The sequence below is a fragment of the Paenibacillus sp. TCA20 genome, assembly GCF_000732325.1.
In the GTDB taxonomy this organism is placed as follows: domain Bacteria; phylum Bacillota; class Bacilli; order Paenibacillales; family Paenibacillaceae; genus Paenibacillus; species Paenibacillus urinalis.
The window spans coordinates 143,893-168,896 of record NZ_BBIW01000009.1; the positions used below are offsets into that span (position 1 = coordinate 143,893).

At 41.2% G+C, this 25,004-nt stretch carries 22 protein-coding genes; 19 read left to right on the forward strand and 3 right to left on the reverse strand.

Going from position 1 to position 25,004, the window contains the following annotated elements; translation table 11 throughout:
* Window positions 1-43: 43 nt before the first annotated feature.
* The 4 genes from TCA2_RS17390 (at window position 44) to TCA2_RS17405 (ending at window position 3,255) form a co-directional block, all read left to right on the forward strand.
* Window positions 44-928: an ABC transporter ATP-binding protein gene (locus TCA2_RS17390; protein WP_047912871.1), complete on the forward strand. Its 885-nt coding sequence runs from the start codon at window positions 44-46 to the stop codon at window positions 926-928.
* Between the two features lie 12 nt (window positions 929-940).
* The gene (locus TCA2_RS17395) at window positions 941-1,729 is read left to right on the forward strand and encodes an ABC transporter permease (protein WP_238546445.1); all 789 of its coding nucleotides are present in this window, start codon (window positions 941-943) and stop codon (window positions 1,727-1,729) included.
* Between the two features lie 20 nt (window positions 1,730-1,749).
* The gene (locus tag TCA2_RS17400) at window positions 1,750-2,544 is read left to right on the forward strand and encodes an ABC transporter permease subunit (protein WP_047912873.1); all 795 of its coding nucleotides are present in this window, start codon (window positions 1,750-1,752) and stop codon (window positions 2,542-2,544) included.
* A gap of 276 nt (window positions 2,545-2,820) precedes the next feature.
* A complete protein-coding gene (locus tag TCA2_RS17405; RefSeq protein WP_047912874.1) occupies window positions 2,821-3,255 on the forward strand; it encodes a hypothetical protein in 435 nt (144 codons plus the stop codon).
* A 217-nt stretch (window positions 3,256-3,472) separates the two neighbouring features.
* Here TCA2_RS17405 and TCA2_RS28060 read toward each other — a convergent pair whose 3' ends face one another.
* Window positions 3,473-3,556, reverse strand: a complete 84-nt coding sequence (locus TCA2_RS28060; protein ID WP_370510365.1) for a putative holin-like toxin — start codon at window positions 3,554-3,556, stop codon at window positions 3,473-3,475.
* A 186-nt stretch (window positions 3,557-3,742) separates the two neighbouring features.
* On the opposite strand from TCA2_RS28060, the gene TCA2_RS17410 reads away from it, so the two are divergent.
* Complete coding sequence (locus TCA2_RS17410; RefSeq protein WP_047912875.1) at window positions 3,743-4,321, forward strand: hypothetical protein; 579 nt, start codon at window positions 3,743-3,745, stop codon at window positions 4,319-4,321.
* On the opposite strand, the gene TCA2_RS17415 is transcribed toward TCA2_RS17410, so the two are convergent.
* Window positions 4,284-4,955 carry a 3'-5' exonuclease gene (locus tag TCA2_RS17415; protein ID WP_047912876.1) on the reverse strand — a complete coding sequence of 224 codons (672 nt, stop codon included), beginning with the start codon at window positions 4,953-4,955 and terminating at the stop codon, window positions 4,284-4,286. The genes TCA2_RS17410 and TCA2_RS17415 overlap by 38 nt on opposite strands.
* A 253-nt stretch (window positions 4,956-5,208) precedes the next feature.
* Here TCA2_RS17415 and TCA2_RS17420 point away from each other — a divergent pair, with 253 nt between their 5' ends.
* The 12 genes from TCA2_RS17420 to TCA2_RS17475 all read left to right on the forward strand — a co-directional run bounded on the left by TCA2_RS17420 (window position 5,209) and on the right by TCA2_RS17475 (window position 23,291).
* Window positions 5,209-5,523 (forward strand): hypothetical protein, encoded by a 315-nt coding sequence (locus TCA2_RS17420; RefSeq protein ID WP_047912877.1) that lies wholly within the window; start codon window positions 5,209-5,211, stop codon window positions 5,521-5,523.
* 270 nt (window positions 5,524-5,793) lie between these two features.
* Window positions 5,794-6,747, forward strand: coding sequence for a YafY family protein (locus TCA2_RS17425; protein ID WP_047912878.1), 954 nt, complete (start codon window positions 5,794-5,796; stop codon window positions 6,745-6,747).
* A gap of 145 nt (window positions 6,748-6,892) precedes the next feature.
* Window positions 6,893-7,474 carry a nuclease-related domain-containing protein gene (locus TCA2_RS17430; RefSeq protein ID WP_274520940.1) on the forward strand — a complete coding sequence of 194 codons (582 nt, stop codon included), beginning with the start codon at window positions 6,893-6,895 and terminating at the stop codon, window positions 7,472-7,474.
* Window positions 7,475-7,537: 63 nt separating this feature from the next.
* Window positions 7,538-8,569, forward strand: a complete 1,032-nt coding sequence (locus TCA2_RS17435; protein WP_047912880.1) for a restriction endonuclease — start codon at window positions 7,538-7,540, stop codon at window positions 8,567-8,569.
* Window positions 8,570-8,612: 43 nt separating this feature from the next.
* Window positions 8,613-10,574, forward strand: a complete 1,962-nt coding sequence (locus tag TCA2_RS17440; RefSeq protein WP_047912881.1) for a DUF4145 domain-containing protein — start codon at window positions 8,613-8,615, stop codon at window positions 10,572-10,574.
* A gap of 81 nt (window positions 10,575-10,655) precedes the next feature.
* Complete coding sequence (locus tag TCA2_RS17445) at window positions 10,656-12,506, forward strand: hypothetical protein (RefSeq protein ID WP_047912882.1); 1,851 nt, start codon at window positions 10,656-10,658, stop codon at window positions 12,504-12,506.
* Window positions 12,507-12,522: 16 nt separating this feature from the next.
* A complete protein-coding gene (locus TCA2_RS17450; protein WP_052512128.1) occupies window positions 12,523-13,299 on the forward strand; it encodes an OmpA family protein in 777 nt (258 codons plus the stop codon).
* The gene (locus TCA2_RS17455; RefSeq protein WP_047912883.1) at window positions 13,289-14,563 is read left to right on the forward strand and encodes an EH signature domain-containing protein; all 1,275 of its coding nucleotides are present in this window, start codon (window positions 13,289-13,291) and stop codon (window positions 14,561-14,563) included. The genes TCA2_RS17450 and TCA2_RS17455 overlap by 11 nt, the downstream gene beginning before the upstream one ends.
* A complete protein-coding gene (locus TCA2_RS17460) occupies window positions 14,560-17,313 on the forward strand; it encodes a DEAD/DEAH box helicase (protein ID WP_052512130.1) in 2,754 nt (917 codons plus the stop codon). The genes TCA2_RS17455 and TCA2_RS17460 overlap by 4 nt, the downstream gene beginning before the upstream one ends.
* 221 nt (window positions 17,314-17,534) lie before the next feature.
* A complete protein-coding gene (locus TCA2_RS17465; protein ID WP_047912884.1) occupies window positions 17,535-19,028 on the forward strand; it encodes a type I restriction-modification system subunit M in 1,494 nt (497 codons plus the stop codon).
* Window positions 19,028-20,332: a restriction endonuclease subunit S gene (locus tag TCA2_RS17470; protein WP_047912885.1), complete on the forward strand. Its 1,305-nt coding sequence runs from the start codon at window positions 19,028-19,030 to the stop codon at window positions 20,330-20,332. The genes TCA2_RS17465 and TCA2_RS17470 overlap by 1 nt, the downstream gene beginning before the upstream one ends.
* Before the next feature lie 31 nt (window positions 20,333-20,363).
* A complete protein-coding gene (locus tag TCA2_RS17475) occupies window positions 20,364-23,291 on the forward strand; it encodes a type I restriction endonuclease subunit R (RefSeq protein WP_047912886.1) in 2,928 nt (975 codons plus the stop codon).
* Window positions 23,292-23,325: 34 nt separating this feature from the next.
* On the opposite strand, the gene TCA2_RS17480 is transcribed toward TCA2_RS17475, so the two are convergent.
* Window positions 23,326-24,051, reverse strand: a complete 726-nt coding sequence (locus TCA2_RS17480) for a M48 family metallopeptidase (protein ID WP_047912887.1) — start codon at window positions 24,049-24,051, stop codon at window positions 23,326-23,328.
* Between the two features lie 208 nt (window positions 24,052-24,259).
* Here TCA2_RS17480 and TCA2_RS27680 point away from each other — a divergent pair, with 208 nt between their 5' ends.
* Window positions 24,260-24,412: a hypothetical protein gene (locus tag TCA2_RS27680; protein ID WP_238546435.1), complete on the forward strand. Its 153-nt coding sequence runs from the start codon at window positions 24,260-24,262 to the stop codon at window positions 24,410-24,412.
* A 43-nt stretch (window positions 24,413-24,455) separates the two neighbouring features.
* Window positions 24,456-24,842 carry a restriction endonuclease gene (locus TCA2_RS17485; protein ID WP_238546436.1) on the forward strand — a complete coding sequence of 129 codons (387 nt, stop codon included), beginning with the start codon at window positions 24,456-24,458 and terminating at the stop codon, window positions 24,840-24,842.
* Window positions 24,843-25,004 lie beyond the last annotated feature (162 nt).

Genomic DNA, 25,004 nt, shown 5'->3' on the forward strand with positions numbered 1-25,004 from the left:
TGATCAGAAACCAAGTTGCAGGAATAGAGCGGAGGGATGGCGCATGAATGCCGTGGAGATTGAGCATCTAACCAAGCAGTACGGCAAGGCAAGAGGGATTATTGATGTGAGCTTCTCGATTGAGGAAGGTGAGATCTTTGGCTTTATCGGACCGAACGGGGCAGGCAAATCAACAACGATCCGGACACTGCTTGCTCTCATCTATCCCACGAGCGGCACAGCCTCCATCTTCGGTAAGGACTGCATTCGTCACAGCGCGGAGATTAAGAAGGAGATCGGATATCTGCCTGCGGAGGTTTTTTATTACGATCATATGAGGGTTGTGGATCTGCTCAAATATTCGGCCAGCTTCTACAAGAAGGATTGTACGAAACGCATGAAGGAGCTCGCGGAGCGGATGGACCTGGACTTGAGCAAGAAGATGGAGAGCCTGTCACTGGGCAACAAGAAGAAGGTGGGCATCGTGCAAGGGCTTCTCCATAGTCCCCAGCTGCTTATTCTCGATGAGCCGACGAGCGGACTCGATCCGCTGATGCAGCATACGTTTTTTGAATTGCTGAAGGAGGAGAACGAACGCGGGGCGGCGATCTTATTTTCCTCCCATATCTTGAGCGAAGTTCAGCGGCTGTGTAACCGGGTTGCGATTATTAAAGAAGGAAGAATTGTGACCGTAGAGAAGATCAGTGCACTGAAGGAGTCGAACTATAAAAAGTTTGCGATTGAAACGGCCGTTCCTCTGGACCCGCAGCAGCTGGATATCGACGGTGTTAGTCATATTACGGCGGAGGGGAGCATCACCCGGTTTTTGTTCAAGGGGAATTTGAATCAGATCCTGCAGAGACTGGCCCATATAGAGATGGATAATCTATGGATCGAGGAGCCGAATCTCGAAGAAATCTTCATGCATTACTATGACAGGGAGGCTTGATTCGGGGTGAACATGTTTCTTTTTGAACTGAAGTCTTACCGAAAATCACTGCTGATCTGGTCCTTGTCCATCATTGGCATCATGGTATTTCTGCTCTCCTTATTCCCATCCATCTCAAGGGAGTTTGATGCCTTTGCGCGCATTCTTGAGGGATATCCGGAACCGTTCAGGCAGGCGTTTGGTATTCAGATTGAAAGTATGGGCACGTTTCTCGGATTCTACACTTATATATTGATGTACATTACGCTGTGCGGAGCCATCCAGGCGATGCTGCTGGGCATGTCGGTCGTATCACGGGAAACCCGGGAGAGAACCGCCGATTTCCTCCTGACCAAGCCCGTGACGCGAACCAAGGTACTTACCTCCAAGTTGCTGGCTGCGGTCGCATCTATTCTGCTGACCAATCTACTGTATCTTGCCGGGGCCTGGCTTATGGCGGAACAGCTTCAACCCAGTGCGTATGATGTCAAATTGTACTTCATGCTCTCGATGACCCTTCTGTTCGTGCAGCTGATGTTTGTTGGGATCGGTCTCCTCGTTTCCGTGCTGCTGCCGAGAATCAAAGCCATTCTTCCTGTATCGCTGACGACCGTGCTTGTTTTTTATATGATCGGGATGCTTGTGGCTGGAGATGAGGGAGGAATGAAGCGATATTTGTCTCCGTTCAAGTATTTTGACACGAAGAGAGTCCTGGAGACGGCAAGCTATGAAGTACCCTACATGACGGCCGCAGCCGGGATCATGATGGTATGTACCGCTGTCTGCTATTACATGTATATAAGAAGAGATATATCTGCCTAGCCTTGCGGGAGGGTGAGTTCATGAACATATTTCGGAGAGAAATGAAGAGCTATCGGAAGTCCCTGCTGTTCTGGTGCATCGGCATTGTACTGCTAATAGCGGCGGGAATGAACAAATACGAAGCGACAGCTGCCGGAGGTGAGCTGAACCAGGTGATTGCAGATATGCCGGAATCCCTGCAGGCTATGATGGGGGCGGGAGCCTATGATCTGTCGAAGGCCAGCGGATATTACGGAATGTTCATGCTGTATTTGTTCTTCGCCGTCACCATTCATGCCGTAACGCTCGGGGCCAGCATGATTGCCAAGGAAGAGCAGGACAGAACAGCAGAATTCCTATTCACCAAGCCCTTGACCAGAAACACAGTCATCACCGCCAAAATAACAGCTGCTCTGCTGCAGATCCTCATCCTTAACCTGGTCACTTGGGCATCGAGCGTTATGATCGTCAGCATGTACAATAACGGAGAGCAGGTAAATGATGATATTGCCGTTCTGATGATCGGGATGCTTATTCTACAGATCATCTTCCTCCTCGTCGGAACAGCACTTGCCTCCGTATCCAAGCGTGTGAAGCAGGCGGCTTCTATATCTTCCGGCATATTACTCGCTGCGTTCATCTTATCCATTGCCATTGATCTGAATGAGAGACTTGAAGGTCTGAAGTATTTCACGCCATTCAAGTATTTTGAGGCGAAGGAGATGATGTACGGGGGAGGATTCGATCTCATCTATGTCCTTCTGTCCGTGCTACTCATTGGAGTCCTGCTGGTCATCACCTATACGGCCTTCCGTAAGCGGGATTTGATGGTGTAGCCATGGAGATCCGAAGCATTAAGAAATTGCCTGTATAATCCAGTTATGTTATCATAACAATAGAAATAAGGACGGTCCGCTAAACCGTCCTCAGCACAATAGCTTGGTGGGAACTCCTCCGAGTAAAGCTATAAGTGGAAGAAGTGACCCAGGTGCGGAAACCTAGAGGGTCACTTCTTTTTTGAGTCGATGTATGTCAGTAGCGCTGACAAACCCAGCGAACTAACTCGGTGTCTGAAATATGGGATATCTATACTACCAGTGAGGGGACATAAGATGAGGAAAAGGAATGTAATTATTGCTGCGACAATTTTAGTCCTAGTAATAGGGGTAATTATCGTTTGGAATCTTGTGCCTACAGAAACGACATTTGAGGATGCAATGCAGGAAGGCTTTAGTGTTGAAGATGTGACTCACATCAGCACAAGAAATGCTAACAATGAGCAGGTGATTCTAGATGAACCGCAGATCCAAGCATTCATTAATGTATTAATGAGCTTGGAACTGAAGGAGAATAATTTCACTCCAGATTCAGACTCAGAACTCCATACATTCATACTAGAACTTAATAACAACCCCGAATATCAGATTGATCTTTATAGTGAGAATTATGTCTCAATTTATGACTCCAGTTTAAAGGGTAACAAAACTAAGAAATATGAAATTACGAATGATATTGATCTAGAAGCAATTCAAAGTGCTATCCAGTGAGGATACGATGATTAAAGTACGGATCATTTTAATGTATTTTTAAAATGTTGCTGGAATCACGATCTCTGATTCAAAATTGCCTGTATAATCCAATTATGTTATCATAACAATAGAAATAAGGACGGATGGCGGTCCGTCCTCAGCACAATAGCTTGGTGGGCACTCCTCCATGTGTGTTATATCGCGAAGAAGTGACCCGGTTGCCAAACCTAAGGGGTCACTTCTTTTTTGAATCGATGTATGTCAGTAGCGCTATGATAAAGCCAGCGAACAGTAACATATCGGCAAAAGAGAAGTGCATGAGCCTCACCTCCTTTCCGGAGGAAGACCCGCCCACCTAGGCGTATCGTACAACCCATATTATACCATGTGCCCTGAGAAATCAGGGCTTTTTTCTTGCATTTTTCTTAAGGGTCAGGAATCTATCTGATTAAAAAAGCTGCGGCTCAAGATGCATAGAGATATCGGATAAAGGAGAGTAAATTATATGTTTAAAATCTATTATAGAATAGTTGATGATATGGATGAACTTAAGAAGGTTAGTAGCAAAGAGTTTGACGATGAATATGCGGATATATTTGGATTTTTTTCGATCCGAATTGGTATTGAAATAGAAGGATTTTATCATGATAGAGAACTAAGAGATGGTGAAATGGGACATGAGATGCTGACTGCTTGGTTTGAACTTTATTTAACTGCTTTAGAGGGGCTATATGAATTTGGCTATGCTGCCTTTAGAGAGGCAGGTACATTAGACAGCTGGTTAGAATTCAGAATGAAAGATAACCAGGTTCAAATCAGTGCTGCGAAGGATACACTGCATAACAGCGAGTATATCCTTTTTATAGATGAGAAAAGATTCGAATATCCTCGATGGAGGGACATAGAAATCCCTTTTGCTGACTTTAGAGGTGAGATTATAAACCAAACAAAATCTTTTGTGTATGAAGTAAAATCGTTAAATTCGGAATTAGGCGAGAGCCAATTAATTCAATCATTATTATCTAAAATAAATAGTAGGAATGATCCTACAGGACCATTCCCAACATGTTTGCGAGATCACTGAAAGGCATATTCTTCTCTTCTCCGCTGCCAGATGAATAAACAAGTTCACTCGTATATAGAGGTTCCTCCGCTGCATTATTGTTTGTAAGAGTCAGCTTAGGATAGACATGAGCAAAGATTCTTCCCGTGTTAAGGGCATCATCTAATGCTTGGTGAGGACGTCCCATGAAGACTAGGTTCAAATGCTCGAGCGCTCGCTTTAGTCCAAAACGGTTACCTGAGTTCTCCCCGTGCAGCATCGTAAACTGCAGCTGTAAGTCGTTATAGTTCATGAGCCAGGACAAGGAAAGGTCACGTTCACGACAGTGTCTTACCAGCTGATACTTATCATCAGGCCCCCATGCAATGAAATAATATGGCTCATCTCCTATCCAATTCGTGAAGGCAGACAGTATATCTTTAAATCCAGACGCTCCGTCAACATCCTCCTGTGTTATTCCGGTCAGTGCCGTGGTCATAGCGTTGACCTTTGGGTTGCGCTCAGGCTTAACGTACGAATGAAAGAGGTCCGTCATGATTATACCTTGGTTGGCTTCGTTTGTTGTCATCTTGATTGCACCGATTTCAATAATATCCCCTCCGCTTCGTCCCCTTAGGCACATGAACTCGAGATCCAATACGATGTAATTTACCATGCTGCACTACGCCTCCTTCTATGATGTGCACGAGTATAGCAGAAGGAAATGTCCGTATTCTGTCAGAGAATATATGTTCGCGCAAAACGGTTCAATATCAAACAAAGTTGAAAACCAGTTATAGAATGAAGCGGAGCCTCAAGCTCTGTTTTTTTATTTTTATAAAAAGAACACTTGTTTGCTGACAGAACTATGCCACATGGTCATGCCATAATGGGCAGAAATTAATGGATTGAAGAGGAGAGAGATGATTATGCAAGAGGTACCATTTATTTCAGCCAATATAACGATTATCGTGTGTTTACTGATTAATATCTTATTATTTTTCAAGGAAGGGAGAGGACGAAGTGAGAGGTGGAATCAGATTATCGTAAATCCATTAAATATGGCTTTTTCTTTATTATTAGTCGGGTATACGGGTCTGAATTCCCTGTTTTTGATCCTGGATTTCAGCTTGGAGTACTATAAGCTGTTCATAGATATTCTTATGGCAGTCATTGTCCTTAGCTATCTGATCATGATGTTGAACGAAAGAAAAAGACATAACCAGGAACGAAATGGACGCTGACAAGAGATCAAGCCGACCATCCGGAGAAGAAAGTCGACAAGTTCAACCTCCTAGAGGGTAATCTTTTTCATAATAACGAAGGGATGAATGGAAGAAACTTAGGATATACACCAAAAATTCATCCTTTTTTTTCATTTAATTGCAAAAATATATGACATATTTCCATATTGTTCTATATAATAGTGAGTGTGGTTCTGAAGTATGAACTATAAATGAATCTTTTGGATTATGTGGTTTGAATAAATCTATAATGGCTGGGAGTATGGTTCTATGTCTGACAAGTTTTTTCGCTGGTTTAAGATTATACATGCGATTCAGGCCAGGCCGGGTATTACGGCACCAGAGCTGGCTGAGAAATGCGAGTCGAACGAACGGACCATATACCGGGATTTGCGGGCACTAGATACACTGGTCCCTATTACGAATATCGGGTATGGGAAGGGATATGCTTTTACGGGCAATTTCGCAATGTTTCCATTTAATTGGACCGATGAAGAGGAGCTTGTATTCAGGATGCTTCCTTCGTTCGTAGATCAGACCAACCTGCCGCCGGGATTCGACAGTGCTTACGACAAAGTGATGTCCTCCCATTATCGGAAGAAACGAAAAGATGCAGAGCTGCTCCAGAATGTCACGGATATCATCCAGATGGGGTCACCTGCGTATAGAGAGAATTCTCCGAATTATTTGCTGCAGGTCATTCAGGCGATTCTGGAGGAAAAAAGGATCAAGGTGCAATACCACACTCAGAGCCGAAACGAGCTGACAGAACGTGAGATTGCTCCGTATTATCTGGTCCCACGGGAACAGCGCTTTTATCTCATTGGATATTGTCATCAGGCGGAGGAGATCCGTACATTTCGGTTAAGCCGTTTTCGCTCCATGCAGATGACAGAGACACACTTCGACCGCAGGGATTTCAATCTAAAAAGTTATATGAAGAATACATGGTCCATCGAGCGCGGAGAGCAGCAGATTCATTTCAAAGTGAAGTTCTCGGCCGATGTAGCTAGATACATAAAGGAAGAAGAGTTATTTGTCAGTCCGAAGATGAAAGACATGAAGGATGGAAGTCTCTTATTTGAGGTGACGCTAAATCACGATCGAGAGTTCCTAAACTGGCTGAGCCAGTATGGTCCAGATGCCGAGATCCTGGAGCCGGTGAGCTACCGGGAAGTGATGAGGGAGCGGCTGGAGAAGTGGAATCGGTTGTACACGAGCTGAGGAGGAGAAGAAGATTCTCAAACAGATATTAGGCTGGTTTAAGAGCGAGAAGAAGCAAGAAGTTAAGAAGACAGTAAACAAGGAAGTTAAGAAGGAAAATAAGAGTACATCAGTAAAAACAAAGCCGAAAGTAGCTCCCACACGTATAGGTGAGCTTGGTGAGCACAAGATCAATATTCAGCTGGATCAGCTTCCAAAGGAATGTAGTTATATCAGCGACTTAATGCTCGTGAATCCCAAGTCACGCTCAGGATACTCTCAGATCGATCATGTTGTCGTGTCTCCGTATGCTATATTCGTGATTGAAACGAAGAATTATAACGGAGAGATCAAAGGAAAGAAGGAAGACAGGGAATGGGGCGTCAGCAATCGATACAAGCTTTACAACCCACTAAGACAGAACTATGGGCATATTAAAGCGATACAAGCACATATTCCAGACTTTAAGGTTCCCTATGTTTCGATGATTTCATTTACGATGCGTTGCAGATTTAATGTCGATCCGGAGCTGAGGAAGATCCAGTCCAATGAACTGATTATATATGACGTAGAGCTTTCGGAGTTTATCCAGAGGAAGATTAATAGATTGAAAATGGAAGGAAAGAACCCATTGCTTTCTGAGACTGAGATTATAGAAATAGTAGGGAAACTGAGAGATCTGAACATTACAGATCCATTTCTGCGAGAGCAGCATGTAAAAGGAGCAAAGACTGCTTCCCCTTCATAAATATTTCTTGATACAAGAATCCTTACTAACAAATTCAAATCAATTATTTAGGGGGATATTAGATTGGCGTTGTGGCTATTTCGTGCCGGACGTTCTGGTGAGTACGAGTCCAAGTTTCTTAGTGATCAAAGAATCTATTTAACTTGGGATGAATTAAATATTGATCTAAGAGGTTTTGGAGAAAGATCTGATCTAATCGAATATCTAATGAATGATTATGAAGCAGAGAAGCTAGCCAGAGCTAGGAACTGGGCAAGTCAAATAATGCCGATTGTAAGCGAGATGAAAAAAGGGGACTGGGTTATTTTACCTAGCAAACTCAAATCTGCAATCCATATCGGTGAGATTATGGGAGACTATGAGTTCCACCCGGATCATAGCAACCCTTATTATCACAGCCGAAAAGTGAATTGGTTTGCCACAGATATCCCAAGAACTAATTTTGACCAAGATCTGCTATATTCACTCGGAGCCTTTATGACAGTCTGCCGGATATCAAGAAACGATGCAGAAGAAAGAATTAAAGCGATGCATAAGAATAACTGGATGACCAGCGGTTCAAAAGTTCAAATCAATATTCCTAGCCAAGATCCGCAAGAAGCTACCGAGAATATGTTTGATCTCGAAGAATATGCGAATGATGCCATTGCTAAATATATTATTCGTAAATTTAAGGGACACGGTATGGCTAGAATTATTGATGCCGTTCTTAGGGCAAAAGGCTTCACCACCTATATAAGTCCAGAAGGGCCGGACAAAGGTGTAGATATTTTAGCTGCTCCAGGAAATCTAGGCTTTGGTACTCCAAAAATTTGTGTGCAAGTGAAGACATCTGATACTCCAGTAGACAGACCAACCTTAGATCAATTGATTGGAACCATGCATAACCACAAAGCAAGTCATGGATTACTAGTATCTTGGGGCGGCTTCAAAAGCTCTGTTGATAAAGAAATTGCAGCACAGTTTTTTAATGTGAGATTGTGGGATCAGAAGGCGATTATCAATGAGCTACTAGAAACATACGACTCATTGGATGCAGATATAAAGGCAGAAATTCCTTTAAAAAGAGCGTGGCTCCTAGCTGGTGAGGAATAGGGACTTATTATACAGGGAAGTGAATGGAGGAAGTTAAGGTAACATGTCGATTTTTAAATTCTTGGGTGAAGTGAATGAAGGCTTGTCTACTTTAGCTATTCAAGCTGAAGCAGATATATGGACGAATCCACGCACAACCTTGACTCAAGGAAGGTTATTTAGCGAAGAACTCGCAACTATCGTTTCAAAAATGGAGAAAGTGGAGCCTGTGTATTCAATAAAACCAAGTGAACGAGTTCATCTTCTATCACGAAGAAATGTCATTTCGGATGAACTGAAGGACAGCTTTGACTGGCTGCGTAAGAACGGTAATATGGCTGCACATGATTTAAAACCCATTCAGATAGATTTGGCTTTGTCAGCACACAGACATATTTTCACTTTAGCATTATGGTATGCGGAAGCTTATGGTCCGTTGGAAATTGAACTTCCGGATTACCTGATGCCGAGGCCTATCAAAGATGAAGATATACCCAAAAAAGATCATTCGGTAGATATGGGGGAGCAAATCGAACAATTGCTTAGCGCTCAATTTGAATCTAAAATTCTCCCAACAATGAATAAGCAGTTTCAACAATTGCATGAATCCATTGCCCAAATAGCAGAGATGAATAATCGCAATAAGTTTGAACAAACAGAAAGGGCTGAAAATCCTGCTGCTGATATTCAGCAGACTACTTCAATTGAGGTCTTAGAAACTGGCAATCAAGAAAAATCGGATATGGAAATTGGAGAGTACCTATCTTCCAAAGGACATAACATTTTAGACAAAAGGGCGAGTGGAGGAGCGCTATGGATTGTTGGCGGCTGGGAGCTCAAAGAAGAATTGTTTGGACTTAAAGTGCTCGGAGCATTTTTTAAATTTGCGAAGAATGGGAGCCAGTCTACAAAGCGTTCCCCTGCCTGGTTTTTATTGAACAAAAAGCCAGTTAGCATTCCTATAAATAACGAAGATATGAATGTTTCTAAGGAAGAGATAGCTGCTTCTATCGAGGAAACTATCATGCCAGAAGTGCGTATTTCTGAAGATGAGACTAGAAAAGTAGACACTGTAGAGTCTACTGAGACTATGGAACAAGACAACACAACAATCAAAACCCAGAATGATGTAATCGATAGAATCGAAATCAGGAAATCGTTTTTGAATAAAGAACTTGTTTTCCCTGCTTCTATGGCGGGAATGTCAATGTCCGAATTAAATCTTAAGGGTAACCAGGCCATTTTGGAGTATTTATTTAATGAGCTGAAGGTTACTATGCTCCAAGAACTTCCTGAGAACCTTTCGCTTCTGCAAGATAATATTCCAGGAGTTGGACCCAAATCGATTGAACGCTTCGTTAAGCAGTTAGAAGAAGCGATAGCAGTTGAGAAGAAGTTAATTGGTTCCGGTAAACGTAAAGAGAATGCCGTGATAGCTTATCGAGAATTGAAAAAGAAACTAGGTAGACGACCTAATTATATTGAGCTTCATGAGCAAGGATCTATAGTCAGTCAGGAGTACCGGTCACTTTTTGATTCATATATCAACTTCTTATTCTTAGCAAATGAACTAGACAAAGAAGAAGCCAGTGTGGCTAAACGATATTTAAAGTGGTTTCAAGAGGTGGATAATACGATTTTACGCAAAAGCTATAAAATGACGCTGCTGCTTGTGATGCTTGAACGTGGATCGGAGAATTGGATGGAGCCTATCACCGCGGACGAAGCGGTGCCGTTCTTCTATGATTTCTATATGGGTGACGAGACAAGAAAGTCTGTCGATTTCTCCGATTCAGAGACGCAAAAACTGTGGGATGCCCCACTTGATCGTACCGCTCAATTAATTAGCAGAATGCCAATGACCCACTGGTCAAAGTCATCTAATAAGCAAGTGATCTACTCGAATGATCAGTTCAGGGTAGGATTTCAGATTAAAGAAGCAGATCGAGAGTTGGTATATAAGTGGACGAAAGAAATTTGCGAGTACAGACTGCTTCATTACTTCGAACGTAAATCGGACTCTTAGACCGCAAAATAGCTTCAAATCCGTTATAGCAGGACCCGATAGGGTTCTTTTTCAAATAATTATAAATTCGGGGGATTAACAGTGAGTGTATCTTCAATTTTCGTAATTATCGTCTGCGTTGGAGCAATTTTGATTCTTGGAATCTATCAACTTATCCGTAGGTTTAAGCAGAACAAAGAGGTTCTACACGAATCTGAAATGATTCAGCAAAAATTGATTGAAATACAAAAAGTAGATGATATAACGGAACGTTTTAACCAGATGAATGACTGGATCCTAAATCAGGAAAGTAAATATGTGAAGAATTATGTTGTACCTGCTTGGAAATCATTCCATCAAAAGTATATGAGCCAAGGAGTAAGCTTAAAACTCGTTCCTGACGTTTACGATTTCTTCGTAGAGGAAGAACTAGTCCATAAATATGGAAATCGAAAGTTCGTTGAACTCATTCCTGGCATGTTCCTATCGATTGGTATTCTTGGGACATTTGCGAGTCTTGCCGTTGGAGTCGGATCGCTAGATCTCAATGCGAATTCTGAAAACATGAGAGCAGGGGTAAGTTCCCTTTTGAGTGGTATGCAATCAAAGTTTGCTTCGTCAATTTTCGGGATATTCGCTTCGATCACATGGCAATCCCTAGATAAGAAACTTTTCCTTCCAAGACTACAACATGCGTACTTCAGAATAAGGGATTCGTTTGATGAAGCGTTCCCAACTCAGGATCAAAATACATTTCTAGTACAAATGCTAGAAAACCAAAAGAATCAAATGAATGACTTCCAAGTATTTATGTCAGAGCAGATGATTCCGCAAATGATAAATGGTTTTAACCAAAGTCTGAACCAATCGTTGCTGCCTCCTATGGAAAAAACGCAAGAACTGATGAATGAGTTAATCACAAGTGCTTCTGTAAATCAGATGGATGGCGTAAAACAGCTCACCTCAGAGGTCATGAATTCATTAAATGATCTTACTGGAGAACATATGAAGCAGTTAGGAGAAGCATTGGAGGCAACGGTAGAGTGGCAGAAGAAAGTCCATGAAGAAATGACGGGCTTGGTAGATTCTATGCAGGAGGCTGCCAAGAACCAATCGGAAATGGTCGATAAAACGACAGTCCTTACCCAAGAGATACATAACTATACGGATAATATAACAAATTATCAGAAAGTACTTGAGGGAACGGTTGCTCAACTAAATGATACAACATCTACGAATAGTGAGCTGCAATCTGCTACTAGTAGCTTATTAGGAAAAATAATTGAAGAAAGAAATGTGTTTAACGCACACTTTGACGAACATATATCAAAACTTCAAACCAATGTAGTATCTATTGTGGATCAGACAGAGAAGCAAGTAGTCGTACAAGAGTTATTGGGTCAAAACTTGGAACGAATATCAGAAATGACATTGAGCCAGGAACAGTTAGCAGTTTCCTTATCAGAACAAGCAAGTCATACCCAAAGTTCTAGTGAAGAGCTTGGTAAGCTCCTGATTCATTTTGAGAACAATGCCGTTCAATATAATGATCTGCAGGAAAAAATGGGAGATATGTTACAGCAAGCAGAGAAAGATCGTAGGGTCTTCGATCAACTCGTTGAACGTATCCAAACGAATTTAGCGGAGCAAGTGGAAGATATGGACGAGCGCGTAGAGTATTTAGGTTCGCTCTGGTCCGAAAATAAAGAGACTATGGACAAGTTAAGTAAGCAGCTGAGTACTTCAATGAGTCAATTTACAGATGACATGCATCGCGGAATTATGAGAACGTTCGAGAAGTTTGATGAAGAGCTTACTACGTCTGTGAATCTTCTAGCAAAAGGTGTGGATTCCATGAGAGACGGATTAGTTGATATGCCAGATGTAATTCAAGAGCTCAAGCAGTCTGTAATAGAAATAAATAATCAAGCCAAGCGTGCTACAACCGTTTAAGTGAGGGGGATATCAAGTGGCACGAGGAATACGGGGAGCAAAGGGTAGTAACGGTGTAGGAGAAGAAAAGGAAAGTTCCTGGATCTCCTACACAGACTTAATGTCGGCATTATTAATCATTTTTGCACTTGTGATTATGATTACAATGTATGACACGCAAAATGCCTATGAGCAGCAACAACAAGCCATGGATGAAGCTGCGGAAGCACTTAAGCAGAAGGAAGAAGTCATTGCCCAGAATAACCAGTTGATTGAAGAGGTAGTTGGAGTTAAGTCGAAAATTATCGAAGAATTGATGCTTGCTTTTCAGGATTCTAATTTAGATTTGCAAATTGATCAGCAGACAGGAGCTATTCGCTTCTCTGGAGGCGTATTTTTTAATAAAGACAGCAGTACTGTTTCTGTTAAAGGAACAGAATACCTTGAAATGTTTATACCCAAATACATTGAAATTTTATTATCTGACCAATTCCGGGATGAGATTGCTCAAATTATAGTAGAAGGACATACCGATAGTGACGGGGGATATCTATATAATTTGAAGCTTTCTCAAGATCGGGCTTTGTCCGTTGTAGAAGAAGTTTTTGCACCGACCTTTCCTAAGTTCCCATATCAAGAGGATCTCAAGGCTGTCATTACGGCGAATGGGCGTTCCTTCAGTGTGCCTATCCTAGATAAGAACGGGAAGATGGATCAAGATAAATCACGTCGTGTTGAGTTCAAATTCCGATTAAAAGACGAACAGTTACTTGAAAAACTACAAGGATTAATGGTGGAAGAAGATGGAGGATAAATCATATATTTTTCATTTTGCATTTACACCGAGCAAATTGTCTGCGGTAAGAAAAAAGGTGGAAGAGAAATATCGTGACGTGGATATGCTGACTGCTTCACAGATTAGCTATCTACGGCTTCCAAAAATTCTGGAACTGATTCGGAGTACATCTGAGGATCGTCTGGAACAAATGGCATCAGAGTTTTTTAGAGGGAGAGACTATTCGGTTCTGACCTATAGTTATCCGTATACCAATGAATCAAGTGATGTAGAGAAAAAGATTAATATGGTATTGGCCTACGGTTATACTCCTGGCAATGCAAATATGATTTGGGAGAAGTTCCAGAGAGATTACAAACATATTTATACCGAGGACTTACTAAGAAGGTTTCTACTTAAAGATGAGGGTATTTCATTTATATACTCGGATTATACAGATGCTGAACTAAAGGAATTGCTTATCCCGGCTTTTATGCATAAGGCAGGAATTGCTCAAGGGCTATTACAGGTTATGATTCATAAAGATCCTAAGATAGCTGAGTTTTTGAAGAAGATGAAGATCAAACCAGAGACACCTTTAGAAGATTTTTTGGTCTATGAGAGATTAAAAGAGGGTCTCAGTCGAGAGGATTTCTTAGAACAAAATACTATTGAATATATTACCCGCATGTTTGAAAAGTACCCAATTGAACAATATCAAGAACTCATGAAGATTTATCTGGAAGGTCGAACTTTTGAACAGTTTCATTTTCAGATCATGGATCAGGCGATTAAGCGACTTCATGATCCTAGAGAACGGGATGAAGATTGGCGGTTTTTATCGGAACAAGCACGTGAAGAGGTAAATAAATGGCTAGTGGAAGCTGAGCTTGAAGACTATTTCGATACTGAGAGATTTGAATATTGGAAACGTTATTTACGAGTAATGGATAATGTGAAAACTCTAAAAAGAACCAATGATCCGAAAGTGATTTTTCTATATTTTGAGAACTTCGTAGTTGTGGAATTTGGCGAAAATGGAAAGGCGGTTTATTTCTATTATAAGACAGGGTTTGAGCGTTTCATTCTACCACGAACTACTAGTTATGAATATATGAGAAAAGGTACATCAGATAGGGAGTCATTATTGAAAGAAAGATATGAGACTTTTAATGGAGAACCTTTATTTATAATTAAGCTTCATCATACTCCAAAGGGAATGTGGATGGATAGATTTACCAGATATATGCAAAACTATCTGAGTGGGAATTACAGCTACACAGAAAGGAATAAAGGACCATGAGTTTTTGGAGTAAACTTAAAAAGAGAACCAAAGAACCTGAATATAATGCAATTACGTGGCAATTGGGTAAAGTGCCGCAGGGACTTAGTATTCAACTTTTCCGTGATGGGGGGCAGACGATAGTCTCTCCCCCACTTCGTATGTCAGTAGCCGAAATAAGACAACAGCCGAATGTAGAGCTTCTGGAGCTCATTGAGTCCATGTGGTACGAAGAATTACTGCAGGAGTCAGACAATAGATATTTACTTCCTTATGAATTGCTTGTCGAGGCCCCTTCAGAAATCAGAGAAACACTTGGTGTACCGGAGCCTGTTCAGCTTGAGCTGTTTCTCGGTCACGAAGGATTCGTAGGCAGTCCCCGTTTTCAGTTTAAGCTTGAAAAACATCTGCCAGCTTGGAGGCATATAGAGAAATCATCTCGTCAGATTGGACCGTGGATACAGCTTCCCGATCGCTCATATATTCTAATGGCATTGGAACAATATCAACTTCATAGATTAATCTCCGAGGAAACACCTGATGTCATGGATAAGGAGCAGGTCTTTGCATACGTAGCCAAAGTCCAGTCTCAGGCTAGACAGCTTAGTATTCCTGTAGATGATTATTTACAGAAACAAAATTACAAATTTGCCGATGGGCTAGATCTTGATGTTAGCTACGATGGAAGCGAAATAGAGATTATTCCTAAATATCTATCCAGTGATGAAGTGCCTGATAAGCTGCTTGATGAGATGGCTGGAAATAACTCTACCTATTATAGCGATTCAGAAACAGGGAAGATTTTTGTCTCGACGGATGTAGTTCAGCAAGCTAAGGTAGTAAAAAATAGAGCACCTATCCGAGGACAGGATATCCCTCGTTTTGCCGAGAACCCGGAAGCCTTTCTACCAGAGCTCGGAGAGCTGGATTTATCCCTGTTTGGGGAGCGAGTTAGATCTCTAGGTATAAGAGTGTATAAGGCACAACCTTATGTTCATGCAGAAGAAAAAGGACGAGGATGGTTTGAACTGAATGCTGGTGTCTCATTAGTTGATTCCGAGGGAGAAACCAATAGCAATTTTTCTACAGAGCAGTTTAAGGATTTAATTAATAACGCTAGAGAAGCTGGTGCCGAATTCATTGAGCTGGATGGAAATTGGATTAAGGTCCCACATGATGTGGAAAAGTTTGAGGAAGCAGTGGGTCGTTTCCATCAGGCGCTGGGTGATAAACCTGAAGTGGATGTTACCAAACTTCCTTACGTACTAGAGATTTTTGAAAATATAACACAACTCGAATATAATCAGCCGATTTTGGCTGCACACCAGGAAATGATGGATCAAGGGATTTTAGATCCTGCTCCTCCTACTTACTTTAACGCGCAATTAAAACCATTCCAACAAGACGGATTTGTGTGGATGAAATCTCTCCACTATCGTAAATTGGGCGGACTCTTAGCTGACGATATGGGGCTTGGAAAAACGATTCAAGTTGTGTCATTCCTAAGTTATTTACATGAGCAAAATAAACTTACACCTACGCTCATCGTGGTGCCCAAGTCTCTTATAGATAACTGGGTCGCTGAAGTACATAAATTTGCTAGTCCACTGGCTAGTAAGATTTATATACATACTGGAGTTCAACGCTTGAAGGATCCAGAGAGATTACAACAGCAACCGATTACTCTAACTACCTACCAGACACTGGTGAGAGACCAGCTTGTCTTCGGACAAGTAGCATGGCAGGCATTAGTTTGTGACGAAGCACAAGCCATTAAAAATCCAACGACAGCTGCAAGCAAAGTCATCAAAGCAATGAACGTAAAGTTTAGACTGGCCATGACAGGAACACCTGTAGAGAACGGATTGAGCGAACTTTGGTCTATTATGGATTATGTGCAACCCGGGCTGCTTGGGAGTCTGAGCGAGTTCAAGAAGGAATTCATGGATAAATTAGAAGCTGAGGAAAGAGACCGGGAGACGGAGCAAAGACTGCTGGCTCGAATTAATATGGTGTACAAACGTAGAACAAAGTCAGAAGAACTTAGTGGTCAATTGCCGTCCAAGAGCTTAATTGAACTACCCGTATCACTTGGTACGGAACAAAAACAGCTGTATTCATCTATTATTTCTCAAGTTCAGTCCAAATCATTATCTGGTTTGCAAGCCATTCAACAATTGAGAGAGCTTTGTTCTCATCCGGCTCTTCTGGTTCCAACTTTGAAGTCATTACCCGTAGGTGCTGTACCTAAGCTCGCACAAACGATGAAATTACTTAGAGAAATACAAAGTAAAGGTGAAAAAGCACTTATTTTTACCGAGCTTCGTCTTATGCAAGAGATTATCCGAGATGCAGTACGTGAAGAGTTTCAGATTGATCCTTTTATTATTAATGGGGTAACTAATCGTAGACAAGAAGTAGTAAATCAGTTTAATGAGAAAGCTGGATTTGATGTGATGATCTTGTCACCAAAGGCAGCGGGTACAGGGCTAACAATTACTGCGGCAAACCATGTCATTCACTATACACGGTGGTGGAATCCTGCGGTTGAGAATCAGGCAACAGATCGCGTGTATCGTATTGGTCAGAATAAGCCAGTCCAGGTTTACTATCCAATCGTAACAGCTGAGCAAAATTTTCTTTCTTCGGGGACAGTGGAAGAGATTGTTCATCGGATTCTATCGGAGAAGCAGGAGCTTGCTTCTTCGATTATTGTATCCTCTCGGAAGCTGGAGATAGAGAATGAAGTGCTGGAGAGTGCATTTCAATAGATATTTTCTGATACCAGGTAAAGTAGCTGGAACTTATAAATAGTATAAAAATGTCTAATATGGATGCTTGAATGAGTGAGATTTCTGTCGAATTATTAGTTTTTTCATGCTACGATTGCACTAGGCTATGTAATTAGATTTAATAAAATTAAAGTAATAAATATGATTATTAAAAGTCAGAACAGCCTTTTATAGGATAACACAGGGGGAAAGACATAATAATGAGTCAGTTAACTTTACAAGAATTAGAACCTCACTTATGGAAATCTGCAGACATTTTGCGTGGGTCTGTGGACTCAAGCGATTATAAGAATTATATTTTTGGATTGTTATTCTTAAAGCGTTTGAGTGATGTATTTGAAGAGCAGAAGCAAGAGTTGGTACAAGAACATGGGGAAGAGATTGGGCAACTCTTGTCAGATGATCCGGATCAATACCAATTCTTCGTGCCTGCTGCTGCGCGTTGGGAAGAGATTCGTAAGCATGCTAACGATATTGGATCAGCAATCAACGTAGCATTTGAAGCACTTGAAAATGAAAACCAAACACTTGAAGGTGTCCTAACACCAATTGACTTTAACCGTAAAGAAGTGCTGACAGATAGTGTATTACTGCGATTGCTTCAGCATTTTTCCTTATTAGATCTAAGAAATGCAAATTTATCTGAACCCGATATGCTCGGTCGAGCATACGAATACTTGATTAAGATGTTCGCTGATGATGCAGGGAAGAAAGGCGGAGAGTTCTATACGCCATCCAAAGTTGTTGAGTTAATCGTTAAGCTTATTAAGCCTGAGGAAGGCATGCGTGTATATGATCCGACTTGTGGTTCGGGTGGTATGCTAATTCAATCGGTTGATTATGTAAGGGAGCATGACGGTAATCCGCAATCTTTATCTTTGTTCGGTCAAGAAAAGAACTTGGGTACATGGGCGATCGGCAAGATGAATTTGCTACTGCATAATTTACCGGATCATCGCATTGAGAAAGGCGACACCATTCGTAAGCCTAAGCTCGTAGAAGATGGAGAAATTATGTTGTTCGATCGTGTTATTGCCAATCCTCCATTTTCCCTAAAAGAGTGGGGACGTGAGGAAGCCGAGCATGATCCATATGGTCGCTTCCAGTATGGTATACCACCAAAAAATGCGGGAGACTATGCCTTCATCCAGCATATGGTGGCTTCTCTTAAAGCCGATGGAAAGTGCGGGGTTGTTATGCCGCATGGTGTACTATTCCGTGGAGGGGCAGAAGGTAAGATTCGTCAAGGATTGGTTGAGGCTGACCTCTTAGAAGCGGTTGTTGGATTACCTTCTAATCTGTTCTATGGGACAGGAATCCCTGCTTGTGTTCTTATCTTCAATCGCAATAAGTCTGTTGATCGTAAAGGCAATGTATTGTTCATTGCGGCGGAAGGTGAATATCAAGAAGGTAAGAACCAGAACACACTTCGAGAAGATGACATTAAGAACATCGTGGCAGCTTTTGATGCTTATGAAGATGTTGAAAAGTATGCTCGCGTAGTTTCATTGGATGAGATTAAGAACAATGACTATAACCTAAATATTACTCGATACATTGATAAGTCTGAAGAAGAAGAGAAAGTGGATCTGGAATCGGTAATTATGGACATTTCTGAGCTGGAAAGTAAACGAGCGGATATAAAAATGAAATTAAATGGTTATCTTCGTGAACTAGGGTTGGGTGAAGTGTGATGAAGCAGGCTCGTGATGGATATAAAATGACGGAGCTTGGGGAGATACCGGTCGAGTGGGAATTAAGGGAGTTACAAGATGTTATGCAAAAAGGTGGATCTGGGGTTAAACGAGGTCCATTTGGTGGAGCATTGAAGAAAGAATTTTTTGTTGCAGATGGATTTGCAGTGTACGAACAGCAACACGTTATATACAATCGATTTAATAATATTAGATACTTTATTACAAGTGAGAAATTTGATGAACTTAGTGGCTTTGAAGTTTTACCAGAAGACATCCTTATAAGTTGTTCAGGGACAGTAGGGAAAGTATCAATTGTACCTAAAAGAATAAAACGTGGTGTAATGAATCAAGCGCTTTTAAGATTTCGACCAGAGAAAAACCTAGCTGACCATACTTTTTTATATTTTTTATTGATGTCAGAGGATGTTCAATCAAGAATGTTGGATATGACACATGGATCAACGATAAAAAATATGGTAGCAGTATCTGAAATTAAAGGATTAAAGATTGGATTACCTTCATTAAAAGAACAACAAAAAATCGCCGAGATTCTTTCGACAGTTGATGAGCAGATTGAGAACACAGAACAACTGATAGAAAAAACAAAAGAGCTTAAAAAAGGTTTAATGCAGCAACTCCTGACAAAAGGCATTGGACATACCGAATTTAAGCAGACGAAGCTTGGGGAGATACCAGTTGAGTGGGAAGTTAAGGCAATAAATGAGGTTAGTGTCTTTTGTTCAAATGGATTTGTAGGTACCGCAACTCCGTTCTACACTGAGAAATCCGACGGTGTTTTATATCTACAAAGTAACAATATACGGAAGAATAGATTGGATTTAACTAAAACCGTATACATTAATTCGGAATTTACAGAAAAATATACTAGAGCCAAAGTAAAATCAAACGATTTGTTAACGGTTCAATCCGGTCATATTGGTTCAACTGCTGTAGTAACAGAACAATTTGATGGAGTTTATTGTCATGCACTGATTATAACTAGACTTAATGAATCAATTGTTGACCCAAATTATTTAGCATATTATTTAAATTCTGATATAGGAATGAAGTGGCTTTCTAATATATTTGTAGGTTCGACAATAAAACATATCAACGTGAAGGATTTTGTGAAGTTTTCAGTCCCTATCCCAAACCTGAGCGAACAACAAAAAATCGCCTCTATCCTTTTATCCGTTGATAAACAGATAGAAAGCTACGAGCAAGAGAAAGAAAAATACCTCGAACTCAAAAAAGGTTTAATGCAGCAGTTACTAACAGGACAAATACGAGTGACGGTGTAAGCCGTTGCTCGCAACCGGGAGGTGAACGAAAATGAACCCTTTGGAATATACCGAGGTAGAACAACCCTTTACTGAACAGTTAGTAAATTACGGCTATACCTATATGGAAGGTTCTAAATTGGAGAACGATCGCTCTTCAAGAGCAAGCGTCGTCTTGGAACAAAGATTTGCAGATGCAATTCGCAAGCTCAATCCTTGGATTGACGAATACAATGTAGATCGGGTAGTAAAGCAGTTTACTTCCTTGCAGGCGGAAGATGTATGGCATGCAAATAATACGATATTCGATTGGCTATTCGGACAAGGAATATCCGTAATGCAGGATGTTGGGGCAGGTAAGAAGAATCAGACGGTTCAGCTCTTTGATTATGAGAATGTCGAGAACAACGATTACCTCGTGGTCAATCAGATTGTCTTTGAAAATGCAGCTGGAACCATCCGTCCTGATCTTATCCTATACGTTAATGGGTTACCACTTGTACTTATTGAGTGTAAAAGTCCAAAGCTTCAGGTAGACAAGCAGCTTCCTGAAGGTGTACGGCAATTCGAACGTTATATGGACACAAATGAGAAGTTGTTCTGGTATAACCAGATGCTGATCGTGACGAGCCGGGATCGTGCGCGTGTAGGTACGATCTTTGCTAAGCCACAGCACTACGGTCTATGGAAAGATCCTTATCCTTATACTTTTGAGGAGATTGGAAGTCACCGGGCGCAGGATGTACTTGTATCCGGGATGCTGCGTAAGGATACCGTTCTGGATCTTATGCGTAACTTCATCGTCTTTGATGGAAAGGTAAAGAAACTAGCTCGTTATCAGCAGTATCGTGCAGTCAATAAAACGATAGAGCGAATCATGAAGGAAAAGAATCCTTCTTGTCGCGGCGGCGTGGTGTGGCATACGCAAGGTTCTGGTAAATCATTAACGATGGTGTATCTAGCGATGAAGCTGCGTCGGCAGACAGCGTTAGAGAATCCGATGCTTGTCATCGTAACAGATCGTCAGGATTTGGACGATCAAATTACGAAGACATTCCAGCAGTCAGGATTTCCGAATCCTACGCAAGCAAGTTCAGTTGCCGATCTGAAACACCAGCTTACCAAAGGTCCAGGTACAACCGTGATGACGCTGATTCAAAAGTTCCAAGGTGATGAGGAGAAGGCCTTTCCTATCATCTCGGAATCTGAGCAAATTATCGTCATGACAGATGAATCCCACCGTTCACAGTATAAAGGACTAGCCCTCAACATGCGTAAGGCATTGCCCAATGCAACCTTTATTGGATTTACCGGTACGCCGATAGATAAGAAAACTCGCTCGACGACAGGAAAGTTTGGCTCTTACATCGATAAATATACGATTGAGCAGGCAGTTGAAGATGGGGCTACGGTTCCGATTCATTATGAATCCAGGCTTCCGAACCTACATATGAAGGGAGATACATTGGACGAGTTATTTGCCCGCACCTTCTTCGAGTATGACGATGATGCCAGAGAGAAGATACAGAAGAAATACGTGAATGATCAGCTCCTCTTAACTGCACCAGAGCGAATGAAAGAAATTGCTCTTGATATCGTTCGCCACTTTGAATCTCGTATATTAATCAATGGCTATAAAGGTCAGGTGGTAGCTGTCTCCCGCGCGGCTGCAGTTGAATATAAGAAACTGATCGATCAATATGCGATGGGAAAGTTTGAAACAGCAGTAATTTTCTCAGCTGGACAGAATGATGAGGAAGAATTACGAAACTATCACATCTCGAAAGACGAAGAAAAACTGCTGATTGAGCGTTTTAAGAAGCCATTTTCCGAGGATAAGTTAGCGTTGTTAATCGTCTGTGATAAGTTATTGACTGGCTTCGATGCACCAATTGAGCAAGTGATGTATTTGGATAAACCTCTCAAAGAACATAACTTACTGCAGGCGATTGCTAGAACAAACCGGAAATATGATGCGAATAAATCGTATGGACTTATTGTAGATTATTTTGGAGTGTCCCGTTTCTTAGATCAAGCTCTTGAGATCTTCAGCGCGAATGATGTTCAGGGAGCATTACAATCGATTGATAATGAATTACCAAGACTTGAGCAGCGTCATCGCTCTACAATGCGTTTCTTTGATGGACTGAAACCGGATCAGCTGGAAGAAAGTATTCTAAGACTCGTAGATGAAGATGTACGCGCGGACTTTGATATTGCTTATAAACGATTTGCGGAGAGTATGGATAAGGTGATGCCAAGTCCTAAAGGTGAAAGGTTCCTACCAGCCTTAAAGCGTCTTGGTGTCATCCGTCAGTTAGCTAAATCCCGGTTTTCCATTGATGATGGCATGGACATCTCTGATTGCGGAGAGAAGGTTAGGCAGATTGTACATGACTTTTTGCGTTCTGCTGGTATTGATGCTAGAGATCCGGTATCGATTTTGGATGTATCTTTCAAAGAAGAGCTGGATAAGAATACGCTCCCAGAAACGAAAGCAGCTCAGATGGAGCATGCGATCAAGAAAGAAATCTCAGTTCGTCTTGGCGAGGATGAAGTCTATTATACTTCTTTGAAGCAGAAGGTTGAGGAATTGCTGGCACGTTATAAAGAGCGTCAGATGACCATCTTCGAGCTGTTAGAGAAGCTGGATGCGGTCCGTGATGAGATGATAGAGAAAGCAAACGGTAATACAAACAGCGGTCTGACTTATATGCAGGAGCCTTACTACAACAAACTCTATGAAGTATGTGAGCAGCGGGCGGATTATGAATTGAAAGAAATTGCCGTTGATGTACAGCAGTTTATTGAGGAGCGCGTTACACCAATTAGTGACTGGACGACGAAGACGGATTTTAAGCGTCAATTGACTGGAGATCTGAAGGTAAAGCTGCTCAAACAGAAGATGAATATGAGTGATGCTTCGATGCTGACAGGATATTTTACAGCACTCGCAGAAACCCAATATGGCAAAAAATAATAAAAATGACCAGCAACCTGTTTGCTGGTCATTTTCATATATTTAGTGTTGATCCGTTTACACGCAGCCAATCCTTCTTTTGTTCATAATCAGGGAGCAGCATTCGTACGGTTTCCCAATATTCCTTGGAATGATTCATATACTTCAAATGTACCAGTTCGTGCACAAGTACATAATCAACAATTGAGGCAGGTGCTAAGAAGATCCGCCAGTTTAATAGCATATTGCCGGCAGTAGTACAGCTTCCCCAACGTTGTTCTTGATCCTTGATAATGATTTTATTGGGATATTGTTGAAATTTATCTGTGAATTTACTTACTCGATCTTTGGTAAAGATCATTCCTCGATGTTTAACCCACTCTACATAGAGTGGCATGAGGATTTCTCTATATTGGTGTTCTGGTATATCAGTATGAATGTATGCTCGAAATTGACCTTGATAGAAGTTAATTTCTGGTGCTGTAAAATCATTGGTTCTAATCACCTTTAATCGATATTGTCTTCCTAGATACGGCAGCTTCTCACCAGAAACAAACCTCCGTTGGAGAGAGCTCTGCTTCATCTCTTCAAAATTTAACAATTGAGTGCGTAGCCAGGTCCCTTTACGATGTAAGATATTTTCAATGACATGTTCTTCAGCGGTATTAGGAGCGACCACTTGTACACCTTCTTGATTAACAGAGATGGACACTGTCTTACGACGGTCGCTTCTCTTTAATTTGTATTCAATGGTCTGAGTTCCATATTGAAATAATGGCATGATGATTCCTCCTGTTCATGTATTATAACAAGAATTTGTTGTTTATGTGCAAGCAGTCTGTATGAAAATAAAGGCGAATAAATAGTTCTCCATCTCTATTTAAGAAGTCTTATCTATAATAGTCTGATAAGGAAATTTGCCGTAGAACCATGCCTGAGTTTTAATTTGATCTGTTCTGGACAGGATGAAGTCAAAAGGAGTGGTAAATATGATCGTCGTCAGCGTATTAATCGTGCTGATTCTAATTCTCTTTTACATGTATTCCAACCAAAAAAAGACCATTGAAAATTATCGAGATAATGCACTTGAAGCAATTACTACACATGCAGATATGAAAGAAACGTATTGGTTTGTACCATAGATATAAAAGAGATCCTGAAGAAGAGAAAGCAGAGAACCCACTTTTGTTTGAACAATTTGCTGCTGAGATAATGGCCTCTGTACGGGGAGGGAGTACTTATGTAACAAAGGGTTCTGGTGATTATGGTGTTGATATAGAAGAGGAGACAGATGAAGGATTATACCTAGGACAAGTCAAGTGTTACAACGATCAGAATCCAGTTAGTTTCGATCCTATTGCCATTATTCACTCACAAATGGTCAAACAAGGAGCCATTGGAGGGTACGTTGTAACAACAGGGAAATTCACCTCGAATGCATATAATTATGCAAGTGGACTTAATATAGAGTTAATTGATGGAAATCAACTTGTTGAGTTATGGCTTCAGCATTTGGATTCGAAACGCGAGAGGATATCACGCTTTGAAGAAGTTGTTGTTCCCGGGACATAACCTACACTATATAGATGATGAGATAATTCAGAGCTTGTTGAAGATAATGAACTCGACTTGTTCCTGAAAAATAGAGCTGATAAAAGCAGTTTCCGTAGATTCATTGTGGAAACTGCTTTTATTTCTTTATACTATAAGTACCTAGTCATTTCACGGAGGTTA